The sequence below is a fragment of the Kocuria carniphila genome (genome assembly GCF_004136555.1).
Taxonomy (GTDB): Bacteria; Actinomycetota; Actinomycetes; order Actinomycetales; family Micrococcaceae; genus Kocuria; species Kocuria carniphila.
The window spans coordinates 40952-63787 of sequence record NZ_NOIT01000009.1 but is presented as its reverse complement, the minus strand read 5'-3'; the positions used below and the strand labels follow the sequence as shown (position 1 = coordinate 63787).

The 22836-nt window shown below is 63.7% G+C and carries 21 protein-coding genes and 1 riboswitch; of the genes, 13 read left to right on the top strand and 8 right to left on the bottom strand.

The annotated features are described in order from the left end of the window. The gene (locus EWV37_RS07960; RefSeq protein ID WP_095796200.1) at nucleotides 1–1221 is read left to right on the top strand and encodes an NAD(P)/FAD-dependent oxidoreductase; all 1221 of its coding nucleotides are present in this window, start codon (nucleotides 1–3) and stop codon (nucleotides 1219–1221) included. 10 nt (nucleotides 1222–1231) lie between these two features. Here EWV37_RS07960 and EWV37_RS07955 read toward each other — a convergent pair whose 3' ends face one another. The 4 genes from EWV37_RS07955 to EWV37_RS07940 all read right to left on the bottom strand — a co-directional run bounded on the left by EWV37_RS07955 (nucleotide 1232) and on the right by EWV37_RS07940 (nucleotide 4778). After that, a complete protein-coding gene (locus EWV37_RS07955; RefSeq protein ID WP_129700891.1) occupies nucleotides 1232–2065 on the bottom strand; it encodes an HpcH/HpaI aldolase/citrate lyase family protein in 834 nt (277 codons plus the stop codon). A 108-nt stretch (nucleotides 2066–2173) separates the two neighbouring features. After that, complete coding sequence (locus EWV37_RS07950) at nucleotides 2174–3364, bottom strand: acetyl-CoA C-acetyltransferase (protein WP_095796198.1); 1191 nt, start codon at nucleotides 3362–3364, stop codon at nucleotides 2174–2176. Continuing rightward, on the bottom strand, nucleotides 3361–4038 hold the full coding sequence (locus EWV37_RS07945; RefSeq protein WP_095796197.1) for a CoA transferase subunit B: 678 nt from the start codon (nucleotides 4036–4038) through the stop codon (nucleotides 3361–3363). The genes EWV37_RS07950 and EWV37_RS07945 overlap by 4 nt, the downstream gene beginning before the upstream one ends. After that, complete coding sequence (locus EWV37_RS07940) at nucleotides 4035–4778, bottom strand: CoA transferase subunit A (protein ID WP_173674259.1); 744 nt, start codon at nucleotides 4776–4778, stop codon at nucleotides 4035–4037. Before EWV37_RS07940 ends, EWV37_RS07945 begins: the two co-directional genes overlap by 4 nt. Nucleotides 4779–4945: 167 nt before the next feature. Here EWV37_RS07940 and EWV37_RS07935 point away from each other — a divergent pair, with 167 nt between their 5' ends. Next, complete coding sequence (locus EWV37_RS07935; RefSeq protein ID WP_129700889.1) at nucleotides 4946–5764, top strand: IclR family transcriptional regulator; 819 nt, start codon at nucleotides 4946–4948, stop codon at nucleotides 5762–5764. A gap of 221 nt (nucleotides 5765–5985) precedes the next feature. Further along, nucleotides 5986–6624, top strand: coding sequence for a M23 family metallopeptidase (locus EWV37_RS07930; protein WP_238663147.1), 639 nt, complete (start codon nucleotides 5986–5988; stop codon nucleotides 6622–6624). On the opposite strand, the gene EWV37_RS07925 is transcribed toward EWV37_RS07930, so the two are convergent. Next, the gene (locus tag EWV37_RS07925; protein WP_129700885.1) at nucleotides 6621–7373 is read right to left on the bottom strand and encodes a 3-hydroxybutyrate dehydrogenase; all 753 of its coding nucleotides are present in this window, start codon (nucleotides 7371–7373) and stop codon (nucleotides 6621–6623) included. The two genes, EWV37_RS07930 and EWV37_RS07925, sit on opposite strands and share 4 nt — an antisense overlap. 93 nt (nucleotides 7374–7466) lie before the next feature. Continuing rightward, nucleotides 7467–7557: riboswitch (SAM riboswitch) on the top strand. A 13-nt stretch (nucleotides 7558–7570) separates the two neighbouring features. Here EWV37_RS07925 and EWV37_RS07920 point away from each other — a divergent pair. The 9 genes from EWV37_RS07920 (at nucleotide 7571) to EWV37_RS07880 (ending at nucleotide 18195) form a co-directional block, all read left to right on the top strand. Next, the gene (locus EWV37_RS07920; RefSeq protein ID WP_129700883.1) at nucleotides 7571–8782 is read left to right on the top strand and encodes a cobalamin-independent methionine synthase II family protein; all 1212 of its coding nucleotides are present in this window, start codon (nucleotides 7571–7573) and stop codon (nucleotides 8780–8782) included. 366 nt (nucleotides 8783–9148) lie between these two features. Then, nucleotides 9149–10129 (top strand): hypothetical protein, encoded by a 981-nt coding sequence (locus tag EWV37_RS07915; RefSeq protein ID WP_129700881.1) that lies wholly within the window; start codon nucleotides 9149–9151, stop codon nucleotides 10127–10129. 355 nt (nucleotides 10130–10484) lie between these two features. Then, complete coding sequence (locus EWV37_RS07910; protein WP_095796192.1) at nucleotides 10485–11915, top strand: MFS transporter; 1431 nt, start codon at nucleotides 10485–10487, stop codon at nucleotides 11913–11915. A gap of 232 nt (nucleotides 11916–12147) precedes the next feature. Next, entirely contained in the window at nucleotides 12148–13371 is a 1224-nt protein-coding gene (locus EWV37_RS07905) for a thiolase family protein (protein ID WP_129700879.1), read from the top strand. 7 nt (nucleotides 13372–13378) lie between these two features. Next, nucleotides 13379–14206, top strand: coding sequence for an enoyl-CoA hydratase/isomerase family protein (locus EWV37_RS07900; protein WP_095796190.1), 828 nt, complete (start codon nucleotides 13379–13381; stop codon nucleotides 14204–14206). Next, on the top strand, nucleotides 14203–15069 hold the full coding sequence (locus tag EWV37_RS07895) for a 3-hydroxyacyl-CoA dehydrogenase family protein (protein ID WP_129700877.1): 867 nt from the start codon (nucleotides 14203–14205) through the stop codon (nucleotides 15067–15069). The genes EWV37_RS07900 and EWV37_RS07895 overlap by 4 nt, the downstream gene beginning before the upstream one ends. 312 nt (nucleotides 15070–15381) lie before the next feature. Beyond that, nucleotides 15382–16167: a hypothetical protein gene (locus EWV37_RS07890; RefSeq protein ID WP_095796188.1), complete on the top strand. Its 786-nt coding sequence runs from the start codon at nucleotides 15382–15384 to the stop codon at nucleotides 16165–16167. A 223-nt stretch (nucleotides 16168–16390) separates the two neighbouring features. Continuing rightward, nucleotides 16391–16921, top strand: a complete 531-nt coding sequence (locus tag EWV37_RS07885) for a helix-turn-helix domain-containing protein (RefSeq protein ID WP_095796187.1) — start codon at nucleotides 16391–16393, stop codon at nucleotides 16919–16921. Continuing rightward, complete coding sequence (locus EWV37_RS07880) at nucleotides 16918–18195, top strand: type II toxin-antitoxin system HipA family toxin (protein WP_095796186.1); 1278 nt, start codon at nucleotides 16918–16920, stop codon at nucleotides 18193–18195. Before EWV37_RS07885 ends, EWV37_RS07880 begins: the two co-directional genes overlap by 4 nt. 27 nt (nucleotides 18196–18222) lie before the next feature. Here the strand turns inward: EWV37_RS07880 and rraA are convergent, their stop codons facing one another. Further along, a complete protein-coding gene (gene rraA / locus EWV37_RS07875) occupies nucleotides 18223–18690 on the bottom strand; it encodes a ribonuclease E activity regulator RraA (RefSeq protein ID WP_095796185.1) in 468 nt (155 codons plus the stop codon). A gap of 138 nt (nucleotides 18691–18828) precedes the next feature. Further along, on the bottom strand, nucleotides 18829–20373 hold the full coding sequence (locus EWV37_RS07870; protein WP_129700875.1) for an XRE family transcriptional regulator: 1545 nt from the start codon (nucleotides 20371–20373) through the stop codon (nucleotides 18829–18831). Between the two features lie 164 nt (nucleotides 20374–20537). On the opposite strand from EWV37_RS07870, the gene aceA reads away from it, so the two are divergent. Continuing rightward, nucleotides 20538–21824, top strand: coding sequence for an isocitrate lyase (gene aceA, locus EWV37_RS07865; RefSeq protein ID WP_129700873.1), 1287 nt, complete (start codon nucleotides 20538–20540; stop codon nucleotides 21822–21824). A gap of 494 nt (nucleotides 21825–22318) precedes the next feature. Here the strand turns inward: aceA and EWV37_RS07860 are convergent, their stop codons facing one another. Beyond that, nucleotides 22319–22816, bottom strand: coding sequence for a hotdog fold thioesterase (locus tag EWV37_RS07860; protein WP_095796182.1), 498 nt, complete (start codon nucleotides 22814–22816; stop codon nucleotides 22319–22321). Nucleotides 22817–22836: the final 20 nt, after the last annotated feature.

Sequence of the window (22836 nt, the reverse complement as noted above, 5' to 3'; positions counted from 1 at the left end):
ATGACAGTTTCGGATGCCTCGACATTCCCCCGTCACCAGTCCCTCCCCTCACGGGAGCACTATCCCCTGGTGATCATCGGCAGCGGCGCGGGTGGCGTCAGCGCGGCACGTAGCTACCTCGACGCCGCCGGGCCGGGTCCCGTGCTCATGGTCACCGAAGACATCGATCCACCCTACGAACGCCCGCCGCTGTCCAAGGAAGTCCTGTCCGGCGAGAAAGAACCCACCGGCGACCCTGTCAATGGAGAGGGCCTTCCGGACGGTGTGGAGCTGCTGCTCGCCTCGTCGATCTCGGCCGTGGACATAGAGAAGCAGACCGTGGCGGCTAAGAGCTGGTCCGTGGAATTCGACCGGTTGATTGTTGCCACGGGTGCGCGCTCCAAGTCGCTTCACGCCGCGCAGGAGGGTGCCGAAATCCATTTGCTGCGATCACTCGATGACGCAAGGACCCTGGTGGCCTCCGCGCGAACGGCGTATACCGCCCTGGTGATCGGCTCCGGTTTCATCGGCTGCGAAGCAGCCGCGTCACTGGCCCAACGCGGCCTCAACGTCGCCCTGGTGACGCCCGAAAACGGGCCGCAGGAGCAACGACTGGGCGCAGCGGCGTCGTCGAGAATCAAGGACTGGCTTGAGGCCGTCGGTGTCGAGGTGCGTACCGGCCGCAGCGTGAAGTCCGTGGCGGCCCCGCGGGTCGTGCAACTCGATGACGGGACATCGTTGAACCCCGATCTGATCCTTGCCGCGGTGGGTGTGACTCCGGGCGGCACGCTCCTGGACAACTCGCCTGCGGAGGTCCGGGGCGGCCGGATCATGACCGACCAGCATCTGAAGGCGCACGCCACCGTGTGGGTCGCCGGAGATTCCGCGCTGGCCCAGCATGGCGTGGCGGGGCGGCCCATCATGGTCGAGCACTGGGGTGACGCGCTGGCCATGGGAGAAATCGCCGGGCACAATGCTGCGGTCGAGCAGAACGCGCAAAAATCGTGGGATTCGATCCCCGGTTTTTGGAGCATCATCGGTGACCACACGCTCAAATACTCCGCGTGGGGAGACGGCTTCAGCACGGCAGAGTTCCGGGAGCGGCCGGACGGGTTCGTGGTCTGGTACGGCGACGAACGCGGCGAGCTGGTGGGCGTGCTCACCTACAACTCGGACGACGATTACGAGCGGGGCCAACACCTACTTGAGCAGCGCGCTCCCCTGTCGCACGCGTTGAAATAGCCTCGAAAGGCTAGGGCGTCACGGATGCGCTCGCATCGGCGCGAGCCACCATGCGCTCCGCGAGAGTGATCACGGGCGCGTCAATGACCTGCGCCCCATGCCGGAACGATCCCCGCTGCTCCGCGGCCACTTCCACCACGCCGCGGGCCCAGTCGAGCTTGTCCGGCTTGGAGCGGAACCCTTCCTTGATCACGGCCATCTGCGAGACGTGCATCCCACCCTTGGCGGCAAAACCGGAGCTGGAGGCGTCCAGGGTCTCGCCCAGCAGTCCCTCAAGGTTCTCGACGTCCAGGAAGATCCCGTCGACCGCGAAAATCCCTGCCACCGCCGCGTGCAGCACCGTCTGCGAGCGCACGTGCAGGGAAATATCCCGGAGCGCGCCGTTGCACTTGCGGCTCGTGAGGCCACCCAGATTCACGATCAGGTCCTCTGATCCCCACATGAGGCCGACGACGCCGCTCGCGCCGGCAATCTCGCCCAGCGCCAGGGCACCATGGGGAGACTCGATCATGGACACGACTTCGTAGTCGACTAGCCCCGCGAGCTGCTCGGCGGATTCAACCTTGGGAACCGCCACACGCCGGTAGGTCGTAGAAGCCAACGCCTGCAGATCTGCAGCATGCTCATCGGTCCCCACCGGGTTCACTCGGATGACCGTGCGGGCCGGATCCAACGGGCATTCCAGGATGCACTGGCGCGCGAACTCCTTGTCCCGCGGCAGCACGCCGTTGTGCAGGTCCAACACCACCACGTCCGCCGCTTGTGCAGCCTCAGCGAACTGCTCTGGCTGATCGGCGGGAACGACAATCCAAGCCGGTCCGTTGAAGGCATGGGTGTGAGTCATCGGGCGCATCTCCTGAGTGTGGCGTGGGTCTCGTCCACTGAGTATGCAGCACAAATCCGGATAATGGAATAACTATTCCATTATCCGGATTGCGGAAACGTCACTGCATTAGCGGCTCAACAGCAACGCCTCACCCTGACCGCCGCCGCCACACAGCGACACGGCCGCCTTGCCGGAACCCCGGCGTGCCAGCTCGAGAGCCGCGTGCAGCGCCAGACGAGCACCGGACGCGCCGATCGGGTGGCCCAAGGCAATGGCACCGCCATGGATATTGGCCTTCTCCAACGGAATCCCCAGGTCATCGACCGACTGCACGGAGACTGCCGCGAATGCCTCGTTGATTTCCACGAAATCCAGCTCATCCACGGACCACCCAGCGCGTTCCAGCGCATGCTCAATGGCTCGCGACGGCTGGGAGTGCAGGGACGTATCCGGACCCGCAACCTGACCCGGCTTGCCCACCACGGCCAGCCAGGACAGACCGTGCTCCTCCGCGTAGGCGCGCGTCGTCAGCACAACGGCCGCGGCACCGTCCGAAATCGGGGACGAGTTGCCGGCAGTGATCGTGCCGTCCTTGGTGAACGCAGCGCGCAACTTGCCGAGGCCCTCGGCCGTGGACTCGGGACGAACACCCTGATCCTCGGACACCGTGACCGGATCGCCCTTGCGCTGCGGGATCTCCAGCGGCGCGATCTCGTCCGCGAACACACCCGAGGACTGCGCCTCACCCGCCAGCTGGTGGCTACGTGCCGCGACCTGGTCCTGCTGTTCGCGGCCGATCGAGCGCTCGGAATTGCCCGTCTCGGTGAGCTCGCCCATCGCAACCCCCAAAGCGGCGTCGACCAGACCGTCATTGGCCAGCGAATCGGCCAGGGTCATGTCGCCGTAGGCCTTGCCCTTGCGAGCGCCCAGGGACAGGTGCGGCGCGCTGGTCATGGATTCCATGCCGCCGGCCACCACCACGGAGGCCTCGCCGGCGCGAATCATGCGGGCCGCCTCGGTCACCGCGACCAGCCCGGACAGGCACACCTTGTTCAACGTCATGGCGGGCACGGTCATGGGCAGACCCGCTTCCACGGCGGCCTGTTTTGCGGGGTTCTGGCCGTTTCCGGCCTGCACCACGTTGCCCATGTACACGTAATCCACGGTGTCAGGGGCAATACCCGAGCGCTCCACAGCGTGCTTGATGGCGTGCGCCCCAAGCTCCACCGCGCTCAGGGACGCGAGCGTGCCCATCAGCTTGCCCTGCGGGGTACGCGCCCCATTGACGATCACAACATCATTGGCGTTCTCGGTCATTTGTCCTCCTGTACGGGAACGGAATCCGGGGTGACGTCCACAAGGTCAACCCGGTACTTCGCTTCGGTTTTTTCTGCCACTTCTTCTTCGGTCACGTCCGGGGCCAGGGTCCGCAGCACCAACCCGCCATCCTCCACGTCGAAGACGCACAAGTCCGTGACAATCCGGTCCACCACGCCCACGCCGGTCAGCGGCAAGTCGCATTCGCGCTTGATCTTGGCCGAACCGTCCTTGGCCACGTGTTCCGTCAAGACCAGCACACGCGGGGTTCCGGCCACAAGGTCCATGGCGCCACCCATGCCCTTGACCATCTTGCCGGGGATCATCCAATTAGCCAGATCCCCCTGTTCGGAGACCTGCATGGCACCCAGGATCGCCATCTTCACGTGGCCGCCTCGGATCATTCCGAAGGACGTGGCCGAGTCGAAGATCGCCGCACCGTCCTGCAGAGTAATGGTCTGCTTGCCGGCGTTGATCAGGTCCGGGTCCTCATCGCCCTCATACGGGAACGGCCCCATGCCCAGCACACCGTTCTCGGACTGCAGCACCACGCTCACGCCCTCGGGCAGGTTGTTGGCCACCATCGTGGGGATGCCGATACCCAGGTTCACGTAGTCGCCGTCGTTGAGTTCCGACGCCGCAATGGCCGCCATCTCGTCGCGCGTCCAGCTCATGCCGCGCCTCCTTCCGATTCGGCCGACGACGTCGCCGCGCCCGGCCTCGGTCGCGTGGTCCGCTGCTCGATGTCTTTGGGAGCACCCGAGTACTGCACCACGTGCTGCACGTACACACCGGGCGTCACGATGTGGTCCGGATCCAGCTCGCCCGGTTCCACGATGTTCTCGACCTCGGCAAAGGTGACCTTGCCGGAGGCAGCGCACACCGGGTTGAAGTTCCGCGAGGTGCGGCGGTAGATCAGGTTGCCGTCCGTATCTCCCTGCCACGCGTGCACCAGAGCCACGTCAGCGACGATCCCGCGTTCCTGAACATAGGTTCGGCCGTCGAACTCCGCGGTCGGCTTGCCCTCGGCAACCAAGGTGCCAACACCGGTGGCTGTGTAGAACGCGGGGATTCCCGCACCGCCGGCCCGCAGCCGCTCGGCAAGCGTTCCCTGGGGTGTGAACTCGACGTCGAGCTCACCCTCCAAGTACTGACGGGCGAACTCCTTGTTCTCCCCCACGTAGGAAGACAAAACCTTGGTGACTTGCTTGTTCTCGAGCAGCAGTCCCAGGCCTTTGCCGTCCACGCCCATGTTGTTGGACACCACGGTCAGGTCTTTCACGCCGCTGTCCCTCACCGCTTCGATGAGGTCCCGCGGGATACCGGACAGGCCAAAGCCACCCACGGCCAGGGTCATGCCGTCCCGCAGTGTGTCGGCCAGGAGTTCGGCAACGTTGTCTCTGAGTTTGGACACGGTCACCCTTTCGTAATGTGTGATCTCCATCTCAGCGTAGGAAGCGCCCACATCCTGGTCAATGAACTTCCGCATTCTTCCGGGCAAGTCCTCACATTCTGAAAAACAGCGTCTAGTCTGTCCATAATGTGAACAACTTCGCGACAGCTCCAAGCCAGGGGACGACGATGACAACACCGGATTCCAATACCTCGTCGCACTCCCGCTCACCGCATACCCAGAGGGGCACTCAGGTCGTGGCCCGGGTGGCGGCCATCCTGCAGGCGGTTGCCGCGAGTGAAACGGCTGGCTCTACCGCGGCAATTGCGCTCCACACCGGACTGACCAGGCCCACCACCCATAGGCTCCTGACGGCGCTGGCCGATGAAGGCCTGGTCGACCGCACCGAGAACGGCAACTGGGCGCTCGGACCCGAACTCCACATCCTGGGCACCGTGGCGGCCCAGCGCTATCCGGCTCAGGAACTCGCCACCCCGTGCCTGCAGCGCCTCGCGGAGGCCACGGGTGAATCCGCGTTCTTCTCTGCCCGCCGCGGCAACGAAGTCATCTGTCTGGCCCGCGTCGAGGGGTCGTTTCCGGTCCGCTCCCATGTGCTTTACGAAGGGCTCCGCCTCCCGCTGGGCGTGGCGTCCGCGGGGATCGCGATCCTCGGTCAACTCCCGCCGGATCAGCTCGAAACCGCCCTAGCGGACACCCGGGACGAACGGCAACGCCTCGGCTCTCAGCACGGCGACGCACACGTCCGCAAACTCGTCGCCCGCGTTCGCGACCACGGTTGGTCCCTGAATCCGGGACGCATTGTCGAAGGGTCATGGGGCATGGCCGCCGCGGTGTTCGATGCCTCCGGACAACCCCGGTACGCCCTGTCATTGACCGGCATCGAATCAAGATTCCGCGCCGAACGCCGCCCCCAACTGGGCGCGGCGCTGCTCGATCAGGCGCACAAATTGTCCACGGCCCTGCGCACCGGGGCGCCCTCGGCGTAAGGTGCCGGGCCTGGAAGGGTGTGCGGGCGGCGTCGTCGGCGTGGCGTACGGGCCGGACCATGTGATGAGGGCTTACTGCGCAGTAGACCCGGTTACTTTGTCGTAACCCCTGACGAAATGGTTCGCCGACGCCGCTCGGCCCACCCGCCGTGCGTGCCGGGGTGTGTGAGCGGCGTCGTGGCCTATTCCCACGAGTCGCCGGACGGGCAAGAATGAAGGGCATGGAACTCGACTATCCGTTCCACGGGCGGTGCCTGGTGCAGAACAGCCCCGCGAATCGAGTGCCGAGCCACGGAACCGATCGGTTCGGCACCAGTTTCGCGATGGATTTTGTGCCGGTGGATGGACAGAACCGTTCGGCCAGGTTCACTGGCACGTCGCTGTTGCGCACGGAGGCTCCCGAGAAGTTCGTCGGTTTCGGACAACCGGTCATTTCACCCGTGACCGGCACGGTGGTTCTGGCGGACGACCACGCCGAAGATCACGACGCCTTCCGCGGGTTGTCCTCCGTTGGTTACGCGCTGACCCAAGCCTGCCGCGTCGCCGCCGGATGGGGCGCGTTGGCTGGAAATTACGTGGTGGTGCAGGATTCCTTCAGCGGCCAGTACGTAGCACTGTGCCACCTGCGGCAAGGCAGCATCAGGGTTCGAGTTGGCCAGAGCATTCAGGCTGGGACCGCAGTTGCCCAATTCGGAAATTCTGGGAACAGCACCGAACCGCACGTGCATGTGCATGTGCAGGCGGTCGATTCTCTGGATTTCGCTCAGGCTGTTGGCTTACCCCTGTCATTTCCGGACGGCCTACCCCGCAACGGTCAGATCGTGGGCGACGGCCCGGAGCGCCCGGTGCCATCTGGCTAGGACGCCGTCCAGCCGCCGTCCATCGTGTAGGCGGCACCGGTGACCATGCCGGCGGAGGGACCGGCCAGGAAGGCAATGAGCTCGCCAACCTCCTCCGGCTCGACCAGGCGTTTGATCGCTGATTCGGTGAGCATGATCTTCTCGACCACTTCGTCCTCGGGGATTCCGTGGGTGGCCGCCTGGTCCTTGATCTGCTTGTCGACCAGAGGCGTGCGCACGTAGCTGGGGTTCACGCAGTTGCTGGTCACACCGTGCGGAGCGCCCTCCAGGGCCACGGCCTTGGACAGCCCCTCCAAACCGTGCTTCGCGGCGACGTACGCGGATTTGAACGCTGAGGCGCGCAGACCGTGAATCGAGGACACGTTGATGATCCGACCCCACTCGCGCTCGTACATGTGGGGCAGGGCGGCGCGGATCAGCAGGAACGGGGACTCGAGCATGAGCGTGAGGATCCTGTGGAAGTCAGCGGGATCGAAGTCCTGGACTGCCGCGACCTTTTGAATCCCGGCGTTGTTGACCAGCACATCCACGTCGAGACTCAGGTCCGCGAGCGCTGCGGTGTCGGTGAGGTCAACGGCCCACGCCTCTCCGCCGACTTCTTGTGCCATGGTCTCGGCGGCGGCGGGGTCGATGTCGGCCACGATCGCGTGGGCGCCGCGTTGCGCGAGGGCCCGAACCGCTGCCGCGCCGATGCCACTCGCACCGCCCGTGACCAGTGCTTTCTTGCCCTTGAGAGTGCTGTCCGACATGCCCCAACTCCTCGGTAATGGGTGATCTACGTCCCACACATTACGCGCGCCACAATTGGCCCGACCACCCATGCATGTTGTTTGATGAGTGAGTACCCATCCAGAGCGGCCGAGAGATCTGGCTCGTCGACGCCGCAGCAACCCGGGATTGAGCCCACGGTGCTACCGCCAGGACCGATGGAAAGGACTGCTAGTTCATGCCTCAGAACACCGATCGTATTCAGACCACCCACGTGGGATCGCTGCCCCGCACCCCCGATTTGCTGGAGGCCAACAAGCGCTTCCAGGAGGGTGAAGCCACCGCTCAGGAGTTGGATGCCGCGCTCGATAACGGCGTGATCGACATCGTCCGCAAGCAGCGCGAGATCGGTCTGGACATCGTCAACGACGGCGAATACGGCCACACCATGTCCTCCTCCGTGGATTACGGCGCGTGGTGGAACTACTCGTTCTCCCGACTGGGCGGATTGACCCCCACCAACGAGGACCGCTGGCAGGACGCCGAGGTCAAGCGCTCCTCCCCCGGCAACATCGTTCTGACCAGCTTCCCGGACCGCCGCGACCGCGCTCGTTTCCGCGACGCCTACGAGGACCCCACGGCCGGAGTTCTCGCGCACCGCGCCTCGGTCGCCCAGCCCAAGATCACCGGGCCGCTGACCTACGCCGGTCAGGAAGCCGTGGCCGGCGACATCCGCCGTCTCAAGGACGCAATGGTCGAGACCGGAGCCCAGCAGGGTTTCGTGGCCGCGTTGTCCCCGGGTTCCTGCGCACGTGTCCGCAACGAGTACTACTCGACCGACGAAGAGCTCGTGTACGCCTGCGCGGACGCCATGCGCGAGGAGTACAAGGCCATCATCGATGCCGGCCTGACCGTTCAGATCGACGACCCCTCCATCGCCGAGTCCTGGGACCAGATCAACCCCGAGCCCACCGTGGAGGACTACCTGGCCTTCACCAAGATCCGCGTGGACGCCCTCAACTACGCCCTGCGCGACCTCCCCGAGGACCAGATCCGCTTCCACCTGTGCTGGGGTTCGTGGCACGGCCCGCACACCACAGACCTCGAGTTCAAGTACCTGGTGGACCTCATGCTCACCATCAACGCGGGCGGCTACAGCTTCGAGGCGTCCAGCCCCCGCCACGGCCACGAGTGGAAGGTCTGGAAGGACCACACGCTCCCCGAGGGCAAGGTGGTCTACCCCGGTTTCGTCTCCCACTCGACCAACGTGGTGGAGCACCCGGAGCTCGTGGCCGACCGCATCGAGCAGTACGCGTCCGTGGTGGGTCGCGAGAACGTCATCGCCTCCACTGACTGTGGCCTGGGCGGTCGCCTCCACCCCTCGATCGCGTTGGCCAAGCTCGGCTCCCTGGTCGAAGGCGCGCGCCTCGCGACCGAGCGCTTGTTCTAGCAAGGTTCGCGAGCGGCGTCGGCAATCAATCGACGACGACGCCGCTCGCGCCACCCGCCTCTGCCCCCTCATTTCCCGCCCCCATCACCCTGGCTCATCCTCCCCACCCCACCGCTAGTGCCCCCGCTGCCGCCTAGGGCCACGCCGCCTCCCCGCCCGCCGGGTCCGCCGGGTCCGGCCGGCGTCGCAGCTCAGCCGGCCATCGCGGCCGACCATCTGATGCCGCCTTACGGCAAAGTAACCCGCCCTACCGGGCAGTAAGGCAGGATGAAATGGTGGGGCTCAACCGGAGAGTTAGCACAGTCGGCAGAAGTGCCTGTGGATAACTCGAACTGACCGACCCCGAGACCGCCTACAGTCGCGGTCATGAAAGCCGCTCGAGTACTGAGTTTCGACCCGTTGCCAGATGTGTTGCCGACGGTCGACTGGGGTCTGCGCGCTCCTCAGCTCAACGCGGACCCCGCCATGGTGCGCCTGACCCGCGGATACTGGTTCCACAAGCCAGAGCATTACGAACCCGCGATGCTCTCCGTGCTGCTGCACCGACACTTCCGGCGGAACATGAGCGGCTTGCCGATCACCGGCCTCCACGCATTGCGGTTGTACAAGGTGCCCGTCGACTCCACTCAACACTGGATCAATCCGACGCTCGGACACGAACCCGCTCCGCGAGCACGCGCCTTTGTGAGCGCCATGGGCTCACCCCACCTGGCCTGGAACCGTTACCGCCCCACGTCAGAGCTGGGTGGTGCCACAATGACCAAGTCCTATGGGCTGAACCCGTACTTGGGTCCATCGGAGTGCGCCCTCACCCATCCGATCGAAGCACTGACCGTGGCCGCCCCTTACCTGTCCGCGTGGCGAATCATTGCCTGTTTGGACTACCTGCTGGCGCACCGGATCCAGGTCACCAACAAGATCTGGCTGAAACCGTTCGACCGTGAAGAAATCTCGCGGACTCTCGCCCTGCTTCCCCCACGCTCACGCTCCGCCTGTCGAATCGCCAGACTTCTGAGCCACGCGGTGGAACGCACGTGGTCTTCACCCGAAACGTTGACTCGATTGCTGGTCCTCAAGAACGGCTTCCCGCCGCCCAGCATGAACCCACTGGTGATGCTGGATGGCCGGGAACGATTCCCCGACCTCGCATGGGTCGCCAAGCGGACGGCCCTCGAATACAACAGCAATGACCACGCAATCGACACTCAGATCTACCGGGACGAGAACTACAGGCTCGAACGCTTTCGTGATGCTGGATGGAAGGTGCGAGTGCTGACCTGGGACGACCTCAGGCACCCAGACCGTCGAGCCCAGTGGATGTGCTGGTTGGATCAGCAGTTGCGCTAGGTGACCGGTTGATCCGCGCTGCTGAGCCTGGTTGCGAAATTCGGAACGCGGGACCAGCCCCCGCGCAACCATTTGATGCGACCGTACTGCAGAGTAACCGGGTCTACCACACAGTAAGACCGAATGAAATGGCTCATTGGACGCCCGAGGGAAGGTCGTCGCCCAGGGGAAGAGACTGGTCAGCACGGCACCCGAGACAGAGCTTCACACGTGTTTCCTCAAACCTTTGATAATTTTGCGCGGAGGTAGTGACGCGAGTCACGATCATCAGTACTATCTATTCCAACGACCATTCGGTCAGTAATCACAGATCTTGCCGGGCCCGGACCGCGCAACTCATGATCCTGGAGCTTCCATGGCTACAAACGCAGCTTCCCCGCCCGCACAGCAGCAGGCGCACACCATGTCCCGCGAAGAGCGCAAGGTTCTCGCCGGCACCCTGGTGGGCACAACCATCGAGTGGTACGACTTCTTCATTTACGCTCAGGCAGCGGCCTTCATCCTGGCCACGCACTACTTCAACCCGGCAGGCGCTGAGAATCCGGCTGTGGGACAGATCGTCGCCTGGGCTTCCCTGGGCATCAGCTTCCTGTTCCGTCCGCTGGGCGCCATCGTGGCTGGCCATATCGGCGATAAGTACGGTCGTAAGATCACACTCGTGCTGACGCTGTTCGGCATGGGCGCGGCCACCACTTTGATCGGCCTGCTTCCCACCTACGAACAGATCGGTATTGCGGCGCCCATTATTCTGCTCTGCTTGCGCGTCCTGCAGGGCTTCTCAGCCGGTGGCGAGTGGGGAGGCGCGGCCCTGATGGCTGTGGAGCACGCCCCCAACCACAAGCGCGGCCTGTTCGGGGCTTACCCGCAGATCGGCGTGCCCTTGGGCATGCTGATGGCCACCCTGTTCATGTTCGGCGTGACATCCCTGCTGACCCCCGAGCAGTTCGAGTCCTGGGGCTGGCGCGTTCCGTTCTTGTTCTCGATCGTGCTGATCGGTGTTGGCTACGCGATTCGCCGCGCGGTGGATGAGTCTCCCGTGTTCGTTGCCATGCAGCAGCGCGCCAAGGAGTCTTCAGCTCCGCTGGGCCAGTTGTTCCGCACCAACAAGCGCGAAGTAACCCTGGCCGCCCTGATCTTTGCCGCCAACAACGCCGCCGGTTACCTAGTGATCGCGTTCTTCGCGTCCTACGGTGCCACGGTCCTGGGTATGCCCCGATCCGAAACCCTGGTCGCATCCCTGATCGGGGGCATCGGCTGGTTGATCTTCACGATGCTCGGCGGCTGGATGTCAGACAAGATCGGACGAAAACTGACGTTCCAGCTGGGTTACGCGTTCATCATCCTGTGGGCCATCCCCATGTGGTTCATGCTGAATACGGCATCGCTGCCACTGTTCGCGGCGGCGATCTTCATCCTGACCATCGGCCTGGGCCCGTCCTATGGCCCTCAGTCCGCGATGTACGCGGAGATGTTCCCGGCTCGTGTCCGCTACTCCGGCATCTCGATCGGTTACGCACTCGGATCCATCATTGGCGGCGCATTTGCCCCCTTGATCGCCCAACTGCTGCTGAACGAAACTGGCCAGTCCTGGACCATTGGCCTCTACATCGCTCTGCTCTCCGTCGTGTCCTTCACGGCCGTGTGCTTCGTCCGCAAGTCGGACCAGGGCCGCGACCTGCACATCGAGGAAGTGCACGAGGAATTCATTGCCAAGCACCCGGGCGAAGAAGTTCCCCCGGTACTGCCCGAGGACATGGACAGCAATGCCCCGCAGCACCGCCGGTAAAGCTCCGCGCAGTGCATGCAACTGAATCACAGATGTGGCCGGATCCTTCGCGGGTCCGGCCACATCGCATTCGCAGGTCATTCAGCTCCGACCCTCAGCATGAAACCGAACGCATTGGAGCCGAAAAAGTCCGAATCCCGCAATCCCGACCGAGTGTATTGACGTAGGTCACAAAGTCGTGGAATCTTTAGATGAACGATCGGTCAGTTATTGCCCCTGCGAAGGAGACAGCATGTCCACGATGCCGCAAGCTTTTCTAGTCGGAGGGGCCCGCACCCCTGTAGGTCGGTACGGCGGGGCACTGTCCTCCGTTCGCCCTGACGACATGGCCGCCCTCTGCATCAAGTCCGTGGTCGAAGCCGCCGGCATCGATCCCGCAGCCGTTGACGAGGTCATCCTCGGTAACGCCAACGGCGCCGGTGAAGAAAACCGCAATGTGGCCCGCATGGCGTGGCTGTTGGCCGGCTACCCGGACACCGTGCCCGGCATCACCGTGAACCGTTTGTGCGCGTCCGGCATGTCCGCGATCACCATCGCCTCCCAAATGATCAAGTCCGGCGCGGCTGACATCGTGATTGCCGGTGGCGTGGAGTCCATGTCCCGTGCCCCGTGGGTTGTCGAGAAGCCCAAGACCGCGTTCGCCAAGCCCGGCGAAGCCTTCGACACCTCCATCGGCTGGCGCTTCGTGAACGAGAAGTTCGAGGACGGCCCGCTCTCCCGCGACGGCAAGGCCACCTACTCCATGCCGGAAACTGCAGAGGAAGTGGCCCGCGTGGACAACATCTCCCGTGAGGACTGCGACGAATTCGCCGCCGAGTCCCACGCAAAGGCCATCAAAGCCATTGAGGCCGGCCGCTTCAAGGACGAAATCGTGCCGGTCGAGGTCAAGGGCCGCAAGGGTGCCGTCACCACCGTTGACACCGACGAGGGTCCTCGAGCCGGCTCCACCCCGGACGTCCTGGCTAAGTTGCGCCCCGTAGTCAAGGGCGGTTCCGTAGTCACGGCCGGTAACGCCTCATCCCTCAACGACGGCGCCTCCGCCATCATCGTGGCCTCCGAGAGCGCCATCGAGAAATACGGTTTGAAGGCCCGTGCCCGCGTGATCGACGGTGCTTCCGCCGGGCTGGCTCCCGAGATTATGGGCCTGGGCCCGGTCCCCGCCACAGAGAAGGTCCTCAAGCGTGCGGGCTGGACCGTGGATGACCTCGGGGCCGCCGAGATCAACGAAGCCTTTGCCAGCCAGTCCCTGGCCTCGATCCGCCGTCTTGGTTTGAACCCGGACATCGTCAACCGCGACGGCGGTGCCATCGCCCTGGGCCACCCGCTGGGCTCCTCCGGCTCGCGCATCGTGATCACCCTGCTGGGCCGCATGGAACGCGAGAACGCGGACAAGGGTCTGGCCACCATGTGTATCGGCGTGGGCCAGGGTGCTGCCATGCTCGTGGAGAAGGTGTGATGCCCGCATGAGCGAGCACGCGACGTCGTCGAACGGTAAGAATCAAGCCGAAGCGAATCAGCAGATCCTGCAGGGTGACTTCAGCGCCATCCGTCTGGAAGAAACCCCGGACCGCCTGCACGTGATCCTGGACCGCCCGGACGTGCGCAACGCGATCGACCAGACCATGGTCGACGAGCTGCACACCGTGTGCGGCTACCTGGAACGCAACCCGAAGATCATGATCCTGTCCGGCACGGAAGTGAACGGCAAGGGGATTTTCGCCTCGGGTGCGGATATCGCGCAGCTGCGCGAGCGGCGTCGTGAGGATGCGCTGCGCGGGGTGAATTCGCAGATTTTCGACCGGATCGCCAAACTGCCCATGCCCGTGATCGCTGCGCTGGACGGCTACGCGCTGGGTGGCGGTGCGGAACTCGCGTGGGCCGCGGATTTCCGCTTGGGAACCCCGTACGTGAAGATCGGCCAGCCGGAAACCGGCCTGGGCATCATCGCCGCTGCGGGTGCCCTGTGGCGCATCAAGGAACTCGCGGGTGAACCGGTGGCCAAGGAGATCGTTTTGGCCGGGCGGATTCTCAACGCGGAAGAAGCCTTGGCCGCGCACCTGATCACCGAAATTCACGAACCGGCTGAACTGGTGAATGCCGCGCACGCGCTGGCCGACCGCATCGGCAAGCAGGACCCGCTGGCCGTGCGCGTGTCCAAGCGCGTGTTCCACATGCCGCGCGAGTCCCACCCTCACGTGGACGAACTCGCGCAGGCGATCCTGTTCGAATCCCAAGCCAAGTTTGACCGGATGCAGGCGTTCCTGGACCGGAAGAAGGAGAACAAGAAATGAGCGAAGAGACCAAGGGCACTGTTCCCGCCAAGGTGGGCGTGCTGGGCGGTGGCCGCATGGGTGCGGGTATCGCGCACGCGTTCCTGATCTCCGGCTCCAACGTCACCGTGGTCGAGGCGAATCCCCAGGCGGCCGCGTCTGCCAAGGAGCGCATCGAATCCGACCTTGCCAAGTCGCTTGAGCGCGGCAAGATCGACGGCAACCTGGACAAGTGGGCCGAGAACCTCTCCGTGAGCCTGAACCACTCCGATTTCTCCGAGTGCGAGCTGGTCATTGAGGCCGTTCCCGAGATCTGGGACCTCAAGGTTTCCTCGCTGCAGCAGGTCGAGGCGAACCTCTCCGAGAGCGCTTGGCTGGCCACCAACACGTCCTCGCTGTCCGTGGACGGGCTGGCCGCCGAACTCAAGCACCCCGAACGCTTCTGCGGCCTGCACTTCTTCAACCCGGTTCCGGCCTCCAAGCTCGTGGAGATCGTGATCGGACAGCAGACCAGCGATGAGCTGCAGAAGCTGACCCTCGAGTGGGTCGCCGGCATCGGCAAGACCCCGGTCACCGTGAATGACGCCCCCGGTTTCGCTTCCTCCCGCCTGGGCGTAGCGCTGGGCCTCGAGGCTATTCGCATGGTCGAAGAGGGTGTGGCCTCCGCCGAGGACATCGACAACGCCATGGTGCTCGGCTACAAGCACCCCATGGGCCCACTCGCGCTCACGGACATCGTGGGTCTGGACGTGCGCTTGGGCATCGCGGAGTACCTCGAATCCAAGCTCGGCCCCCGCTTCGCACCGCCGCAGCTCATGCGCGACATGGTTGAGCGCGGCGAGCTGGGCAAGAAATCCGGCAAGGGTTTCTACGACTACTCGTAGCCTCGTCTCGGGTTCTCCGGCATAGCTGGGTTCCCGCCCGACGACGCCGCTCGGCCCGCCCCACGGGCACATCGCACCATCCCCGGTGGATAGTTCATACATGAACTATCCACCGGGGCTTTTCGTTTGCATTGGTTAATAGTTAGCTGCTGCTGTCAGCCGCGCGGGGAAGCGGATTCCCCCGCTCGACACGGCAGCCCGAGGGGCTGAGCAGCGGATCACGATTCCGTCACGACGTATTGCATTCGCAAATCACCCCGGGAAGTGTGGGTTGTGACCTGAACGGCAACCACCTCCAAGGAGGTCAGGATCATGAACAAGAAAGCTACTGCCATCACCGCAACTGCTCTCTCCATCCCGCTGCTGGTGGGCTGCGGCCAGGCCGATACCGAGGCCACCGCGAGCCCCGCAGCGGACAGCGCGGAAGGAACCACCAGCCCCGCGGCTCAGACCGCTCACGGTTCTGGCACCGAGGAGCCCGCACAGGGCACCGAATCTGCGACACCCGGCGCAGACCCGGCTTCAACCGCAACCGGTGAGCAATCCGACGGCGCAGAACAGCTGCCTGCAGTAGCCGATCCGTGCGCTGGCCAGTGCACTGAAACCGGACGCATCCCCGTGGAGCACCCCAAGTTCGGTGCCATGGAGGTCGTGACCTATCACGAGGTCACGAGCCCCGAGGGCGCTGCGCCCAGCACCGGTCTGGCTTCATACGCTCTGTACCAGAACGGTCAGCCCGTGGGTTACGTGGGATCGGAAGACAGCAGCCCCGTGGTGTCCTTCGGCACTTCCCCCTCCCTGGGTGGCCAGAAGTGGGAGCTCAACAACGGCTCCAACGTGGACAAGTACGGCAATGTGTACCTCTCCTATGACAAGGGTGTGACCGTGTTGACGCCCACCGATCAGGGCTACGACTCCAACGGCACCATGCCCCCGGGTGAGGGTGCAGTAAAGACCCCGTTCTCCAATGCTGATCTGAAAATCAGTGAGGACGGAGAACCCACTGTGATTCAGAAGACCCTGGAGGGCGAAGGCCGGGAGACCGGGGAAACCGTGAACTACGTCTGGGACGGCCAGGCTCTGGTTCCCGAACAGTAAATGTGCTGAGCGGCAGCTCGCTCCCCCGAATAAGACTGCGGCCCCACTTCACACGAAGCGGGGCCGCAGTCCTGATTTTGGCTGGGGAGCAGCCGTCAAAAATCAACTGCATGGACATTGGATAATGTGACAGCACCTTCACACTACAGAATGTGACGATACGTGCACCCCTCCAGAAGTGACGGTGTGTACACAAATAATCATGTGATGGTACGTTCACATCATGGGGAACCGAGCTATCACAACAGGACGCCAACTAGGCGCAGCAATCCACGACGCTCGCACCCGTGCCGGACTGACTCAGGCCTCGCTGGCAACAAGCGCCGGAGTCTCCCGCAAGTGGCTGATCGGCCTCGAACAAGGGGCACGGACGGGAGCCGAGCTAAGCAAAGTGCTCGCGGTCTTGCGAGCCCTAGATCTCTCCATCCAGCTAATCGAGCAGCCAGAGCAAGACGAGGCAGGATCACCACAAGCTAAGGCCTCCACCCCGGGCACCGTATCTGCGCAAAAGATCAGAGACTCAACCACATCTGAAGCTCGAAAAGCATTGAACATCATGCGTCAATATTCGGCGCCGTCACGCACCACACTCGACGTCGTGCGGCAAGCTGCCCAGGTTCGGCCTGAGCTCCTCGAAACCATGCGCCAAGCCGCCCAGCTCCCACCCGAGCTCCTCGAAACCATCCGCCAAGCGACCAAGATCACCGGCAACACACTTCCTGACGATCATCCGAAGCAGGATGATGCAGGATGAAAGAATTGCTTGTGCTGCTCCATGGAGAAGTAGTCGGTGTTCTGATTCAAAGCCCGCAAGGGAACCGAACGTTCCAATACCTCAAAGACTCGGACCCCGCCTTAGAGGTCTCCGTGGCATTGCCGTACCGCCTGGCCCCATACCCGAGACGGGCGACTGACGCGTTCATTGAGGGTCTTCTGCCAGAAGGAGAAGGCGTAAGGGAGGCTCTAGCCCACAATTTCGGTATCTCTTCTGGAAATCCGTTCGCGCTCCTGGAACACATTGGATTGGAGTGCGCAGGTGCTATCCAGTTTGCACGCCCAGATGAACTGGATTCAGCTCGGCAAAGTAAAGGTAACTTGATTCCGTGCACAGAACGCGAGGTTGGTGAGCGCCTACGCGCACTAATCTCTCAGCCCAAGGGGTCCTGGCTTGTTGACAGAGAACGCTGGTCGTTAGCAGGAGCACAATCGAAGTTTGCCTTGCGCTGGGACGACGGGTGGTTCGAAGCAACGGGGGCGGAGCCAACCACTCACATTTTTAAACCTGGCATTCATGATTTTCGAGACCAAGCGCTCAATGAGCATCTTTCGCTCCGAACACTCTCGAAAGTTGGGCTCACGGTTGCCAACTCAAGGTATATGCAATTCGACGGCACAAATGCCATTGTTGTGGAACGCTACGACCGGATGACAATCGATGGCAGAGTGCTTCGCATCCATCAAGAAGACTTCTGTCAGGCAACATCGACCCTACCCACCAAGAAATACGAAGCTCAACAGGGTCCAAGCGCACTGTCAATTGTCCGAACCCTACGCCGGGCGGGTGCAGAGGAAAGCGAGGTCCTGCGGTTCATCGAAGGGTTGATAGGGAACTATCTAATCGGTGCGCCAGATGCGCACGCAAAGAACTATTCGATAATTCTTGCACCGGATGTAGTGGCCCTTGCCCCGCTATACGACGTAGCCTCTGGCTTACCTTACGAGTACAAGAATGAAAACGGATTCCCCGATAAAAAGGACGGGCTACGAAACGCTGCCATGGCCATAGGCGGTGAGCGGCGGTTCGGACGAGTTGCACACAGACACTGGGCCAAATTCGCCGCAGAAGCCAAAGTTGATGGGCAATGGCTCCTGGCAACTGTGCGGGTGCTCGCAATGATGATTCCTGATGCTCTAGAAGAAGTCATCTCCGAAGAACGTCATGCGGTTACCGGCAGTCAACTGCCTGATCGACTACTTCCAACGGTCAGGTCACTGTGTGAAACTACGATCACCCTTCTCGATCGCTAGCTCCACGACTGAGGCCTGAGTCTCAGATCACCGCTCCACGAGGATCCCGTCCTCATCAGCCCACACGGTCTTGCCGGGGCGGAAGGTCACCCCACCGAAGTTCACAATCACGTCCGTCTCGCCCGAGTCATTGGGCTCCGACTTGCGGGGATTGGTGCCCAACGCCTTGACGCCGATCTGCAGCGTGCCCAGTTCCACGCGGTCGCGCACGGGGGCGTTGACGATCACACCGGCCCAGCCGTTCTCCATGGCGGTGCGGGCCACGTTGTCGCCCAGGAGTGCGCGGTTCATGGATCCTTGGCCGTCGACCACGAGCACTGCGCCGTCGCCCGGGGTGGCCACGAGCTTCTTGACCTCCACGTTGGACTCGAAGCAGCGCACGGTACGGATGGGGCCGGTGAACCGATGCACACCGCCCACCGAGATCATCTGGGTGGTCACGGACTGCAGGTCCTCGCCGTGCTCGTCGTACAGGTCAGCGGTCGCAAAGCTCATGGGTCGCCTTTCGTCGGCAGAAATTACGTGAAACACGGGTCTCCGACGGCTCTCTACTCGCGGGTGCCGAGGTCACGAAAACGTGAGCTCCGGCTTCGAGGCGCGTGAGCGGCGTCGTCGGCGGGAATGTTCTGGAGGCTACGTGAGGTCACCGTCCGGATCAATGGTGGGCGCGGGCTGGTGCCGCTGCAGGAAGCGGTAGACCTCGGTCTCGTCCACCCCCGGGAAGGCACCGGCCGGCATCGCCGCAAGCATGTGGGTCGCGGGCCTTGCCGAGGGCCAGGACTGCCCGTCCCACGTATCCGCGAGCGCGCCGGGCGGCTCTTGGCAGCACGCGGGGTCGGGACAGGTGGACTGCTTGCGCACGGCGGTGTCCCTGTTGCGGAACCATTTGACGTGCTCGTAAGGCACCCCGAACGCAATGGAGAACTCGCCGTCCGTGGACCGCTCCACCCGCGCCGAACACCAGAACGTGCCGCCGGGGGTATCCGTGTACTGGAAGTGCGAGAGCAACCGGTTGGTCGCCGAAAACGCCTGCCGTGCAGAGAAGTAGCGGCACGCGCGCTGGCCTTCGACCGCGCCGGTGTGGTCGGTGGGGAATGCGATGCCGTCATTGGACCAGGCCTTGTGAATGATCCCGGAGGAATGGACCTTCTCGAAGTGCGTGGGGATCCCGAAGTGCTGGGTCATCAAGTTGGTCATGCGGTGCGCGGCGGTCTCGTGGGAGACGGCGAACGCGTCGCGCAGGTCGTCCACGGACAGCTCCCGGCGGGCCTTGGACTCGGCGAGCAACTTCACCGCCGAGGACTCCGGAATCATGAGCGCGGCCGCGAAGTAATTGGTCTCCACCCGCTGCTCTAGAAACTCCCCATAGTTCTCGGGACGCTTGTGGTCCAGCAGCAAATGCCCCACGGCCTGCAGCAACACGGACCAGGTGGAGCCGATACTCGAGCGCGCCGGCAGGTAGAACCGCTGATTGCGCAGGTCGGTGACCGACCGAGTCGAGTGCGGCAGATCCGGGACCTGGTGGATCTCGAACCCCACGTGGGAGACCAGCGACGAAATGTGGTGCTCAGAGAGTGGCCCACCGCCGTGCCCGATGGCCGCCAGCAGCTCCCCGGCCATCGTCTCGATGCGTTCGAAGTAGTTGTTGAGTTTCTGCATGCGCGCCCGCAGGTCGGTGTTGGCGCGCCGGGCTTCCTCGGGAGTGGCTGCCTGTTCATCCAGCCGCTGGGCGAGCTGACGTTGCAGCGCGACGATGGCCTCGAGCGCCTCGGTACTCAGCCCCGGCCCCACGCGTACGGACGGCAGTCCCAGCGAGGAGTACATGGGCCCGCGCTGCACGCGCTCCACCTCGATCTCCAGCTCCATGCGCTTGGACTGCGTCTTGGCACCGATGAGCTGCTCGACGGACGTGTCCAGCGCCTTGGCGATGGCCGCCAGCGTGGAGAGTTTGGGTTCGCGCTTTCCGTTCTCGATCAGCGACAACGCCGACGCCGCCATGCCCACCTGATCGGCCAGCTGCCCCAGGGTCACGCGGAGCCTCTTACGGCGGTAGCGGATGCGGCGACCCACGGCGATAGGGTCCGCGGGATCGCCGTCGAAGACCGAATCGGCGGGCGGGGCAGAAGGTGCGCTCGCGCGGGTGCGTTGGCCCTGCGGCGTCGTCGAACGAGGTGCCATGGCACGAGCTTACGGAAAACATGCCGAAACGTGAAGAACTTGATTTCTTCACAGAATTTTCTGGGTGCAACCGGCTGAAAACCCGCCAAAGTAGTAGTCACAAGGCACAGAGCGGCGGAACTTCATCGCACAACCGTCGCATCACAAGGACGAAGGAGACCGTCATGAACCCCACGAACAGCAATCAGCGCAGCGCCCAGGAGATTCAGCAGGACTGGGACGAGAATCCCCGCTGGCTCGGTATCACCCGTGATTACACGCCCGAGGAGGTCCTGCGTCTGCAGGGTTCCTTTCGAGAGGAGCACACCCTCGCACGCCGCGGTGCAGACCAGCTCTGGCAGCTGCTCAACACGGGGGATTACATCAATGCTCTGGGCGCTCTGACCGGTAACCAGGCGGTTCAGCAGGTCAAGGCCGGCCTCAAGGCCATCTACCTCTCCGGTTGGCAGGTCGCCGGTGACGCCAACCAGGCCGGGCAGACCTACCCGGATCAGTCCCTGTACCCCGCCAACTCGGTGCCGCAGGTGGTCCAGCGCATCAACAACGCACTGCGTCGCGCGGATCAGATCGAGCACTCCGAGGGCATCAAAACGGTCGACAACTGGATGGCCCCGATCGTCGCGGATGCGGAGGCCGGTTTCGGCGGCCCGCTCAACGCTTTTGAGTTGATGAAGTCCATGATCAACGCCGGCGCCGCAGGTGTGCACTGGGAGGACCAGCTGGCCTCCGAGAAGAAGTGTGGTCACCTGGGCGGCAAGGTACTCGTTCCCACGCAGCAGCACGTGCGCACCCTGAACGCCGCCCGCCTGGCCGCGGACATCGAGGATGTTCCCACCCTGATCATTGCCCGCACCGACGCCGAGGCCGCCACCCTCATCACTTCCGACGTGGACGAGCAGGACGCCGAGTTCATCACCGGCGAGCGCACCTCCGAAGGCTTCTACAAGGTCCGCAACGGCCTGGAGCCCTGTGTGGCCCGCGCCAAGGCCTACGCTCCCTATTCGGATCTGATCTGGATGGAGACCGGCACCCCGGACCTTGAGCTCGCTCGCAAGTTCGCAGACGCCGTGCACGAGGACTTCCCGGACCAGATGCTCGCGTACAACTGCTCGCCGTCCTTCAACTGGAAGAAGCACCTGGACGACGAGACCATCGCCAAGTTCCAGCGCGAACTCTCCGCCATGGGCTACCGCTTCCAGTTCATCACCCTGGCCGGTTTCCACGCCCTCAACTACTCGATGTTCGACCTGGCCCACGGTTACGCCCGCAACCAGATGACCTCGTACGTCGAGCTGCAGGAGCGCGAGTTCGCCGCCGAGGAACGCGGCTACACCGCCACCAAGCACCAGCGCGAGGTGGGCACCGGGTACTTCGATCTGGTCTCCCAGGCTGTGAACCCCAACTCCTCGACCACCGCTCTGGCCGGCTCCACGGAGACCGCGCAGTTCTGAGCGATGCGCGAGTAGTCGCCTCCAAGTAGAAGTAGTCGTGTCGCCCGGAGGGCATGATCCTCCGGGCGACCGTTATGTCAGGATTCACCCTGGCGAATCGCGCCACCTTCCCCCTCGCGCCTGAGCACTCTCGATCAGGCGAAGGGCGTTGGCAAAAGAGAGCTGCGCTTCCCGCCTGCCGTTCCCTCACGCGAAATTGTCGGCGCATGGTGCTCTGGCAAGCGTGATGTGAGGAAACCGCAGGGTGCAGCCTGATGTGAGGAAGATGCAGATTCCGGGCCCCGAAACTGCATTGTCCTCACATAAGGCCATCCGAATGCTGTTACCTCACCTGAGATTGCACATGGACTGCCCGACGGCCAACCGCTCTCTCGACCAATTATCGACGACGCCGCTCGCTCGCGTCCGTCGCACCAGGCCCCTCAGCGCTGCGGCCCGCACACTCGTCAGTGAGTGTGCGGGCCGCAGTGCTGTTCCGTGCGCGGGGTAATCCGTCAGGACTTCTTCTTGGTGTCCTTGAGGAAGTTGGTGATGCGAATCGTGCAGAGGCGCTTGCCGGTGTCGATGTGGCTGATGACCACTTCGTGAGTTGTGGCCGAGCGGCCCAGGTGAATGGCTGTGGCCACGCCGCGGATCATGCCGGAGCGTGCGGAGGAGTGGTGGGTCGCGTTGATGTCCACGCCCACGGCCACCTTGCCGAACGTGGAGGCATGAATTACCGCGGCCCACGAACCGAGCGCCTCGCCCAGGGCCACGGATGCACCGCCGTGCAAAAGGCCCAGCGACTGACGGTTACCTTCCACCGGCATGGTCGCGACCACGCGCTCGGCGGACTGCTCCTCGATCACCACGCCCATCTTGTTGTCCAACTCGCCCAGCTGGATGGTCCACGGCTCGTAGGGTTGGCCGTCCGCGTCCTCGAAGGGGAGCTTCTCGCGGTTCTTCCGGTCCTGGTCCGCGCGGATGTCCGCCGGGGTGGGGTCCTCGTGCATGGTTCCTCCTTAACTTGGCG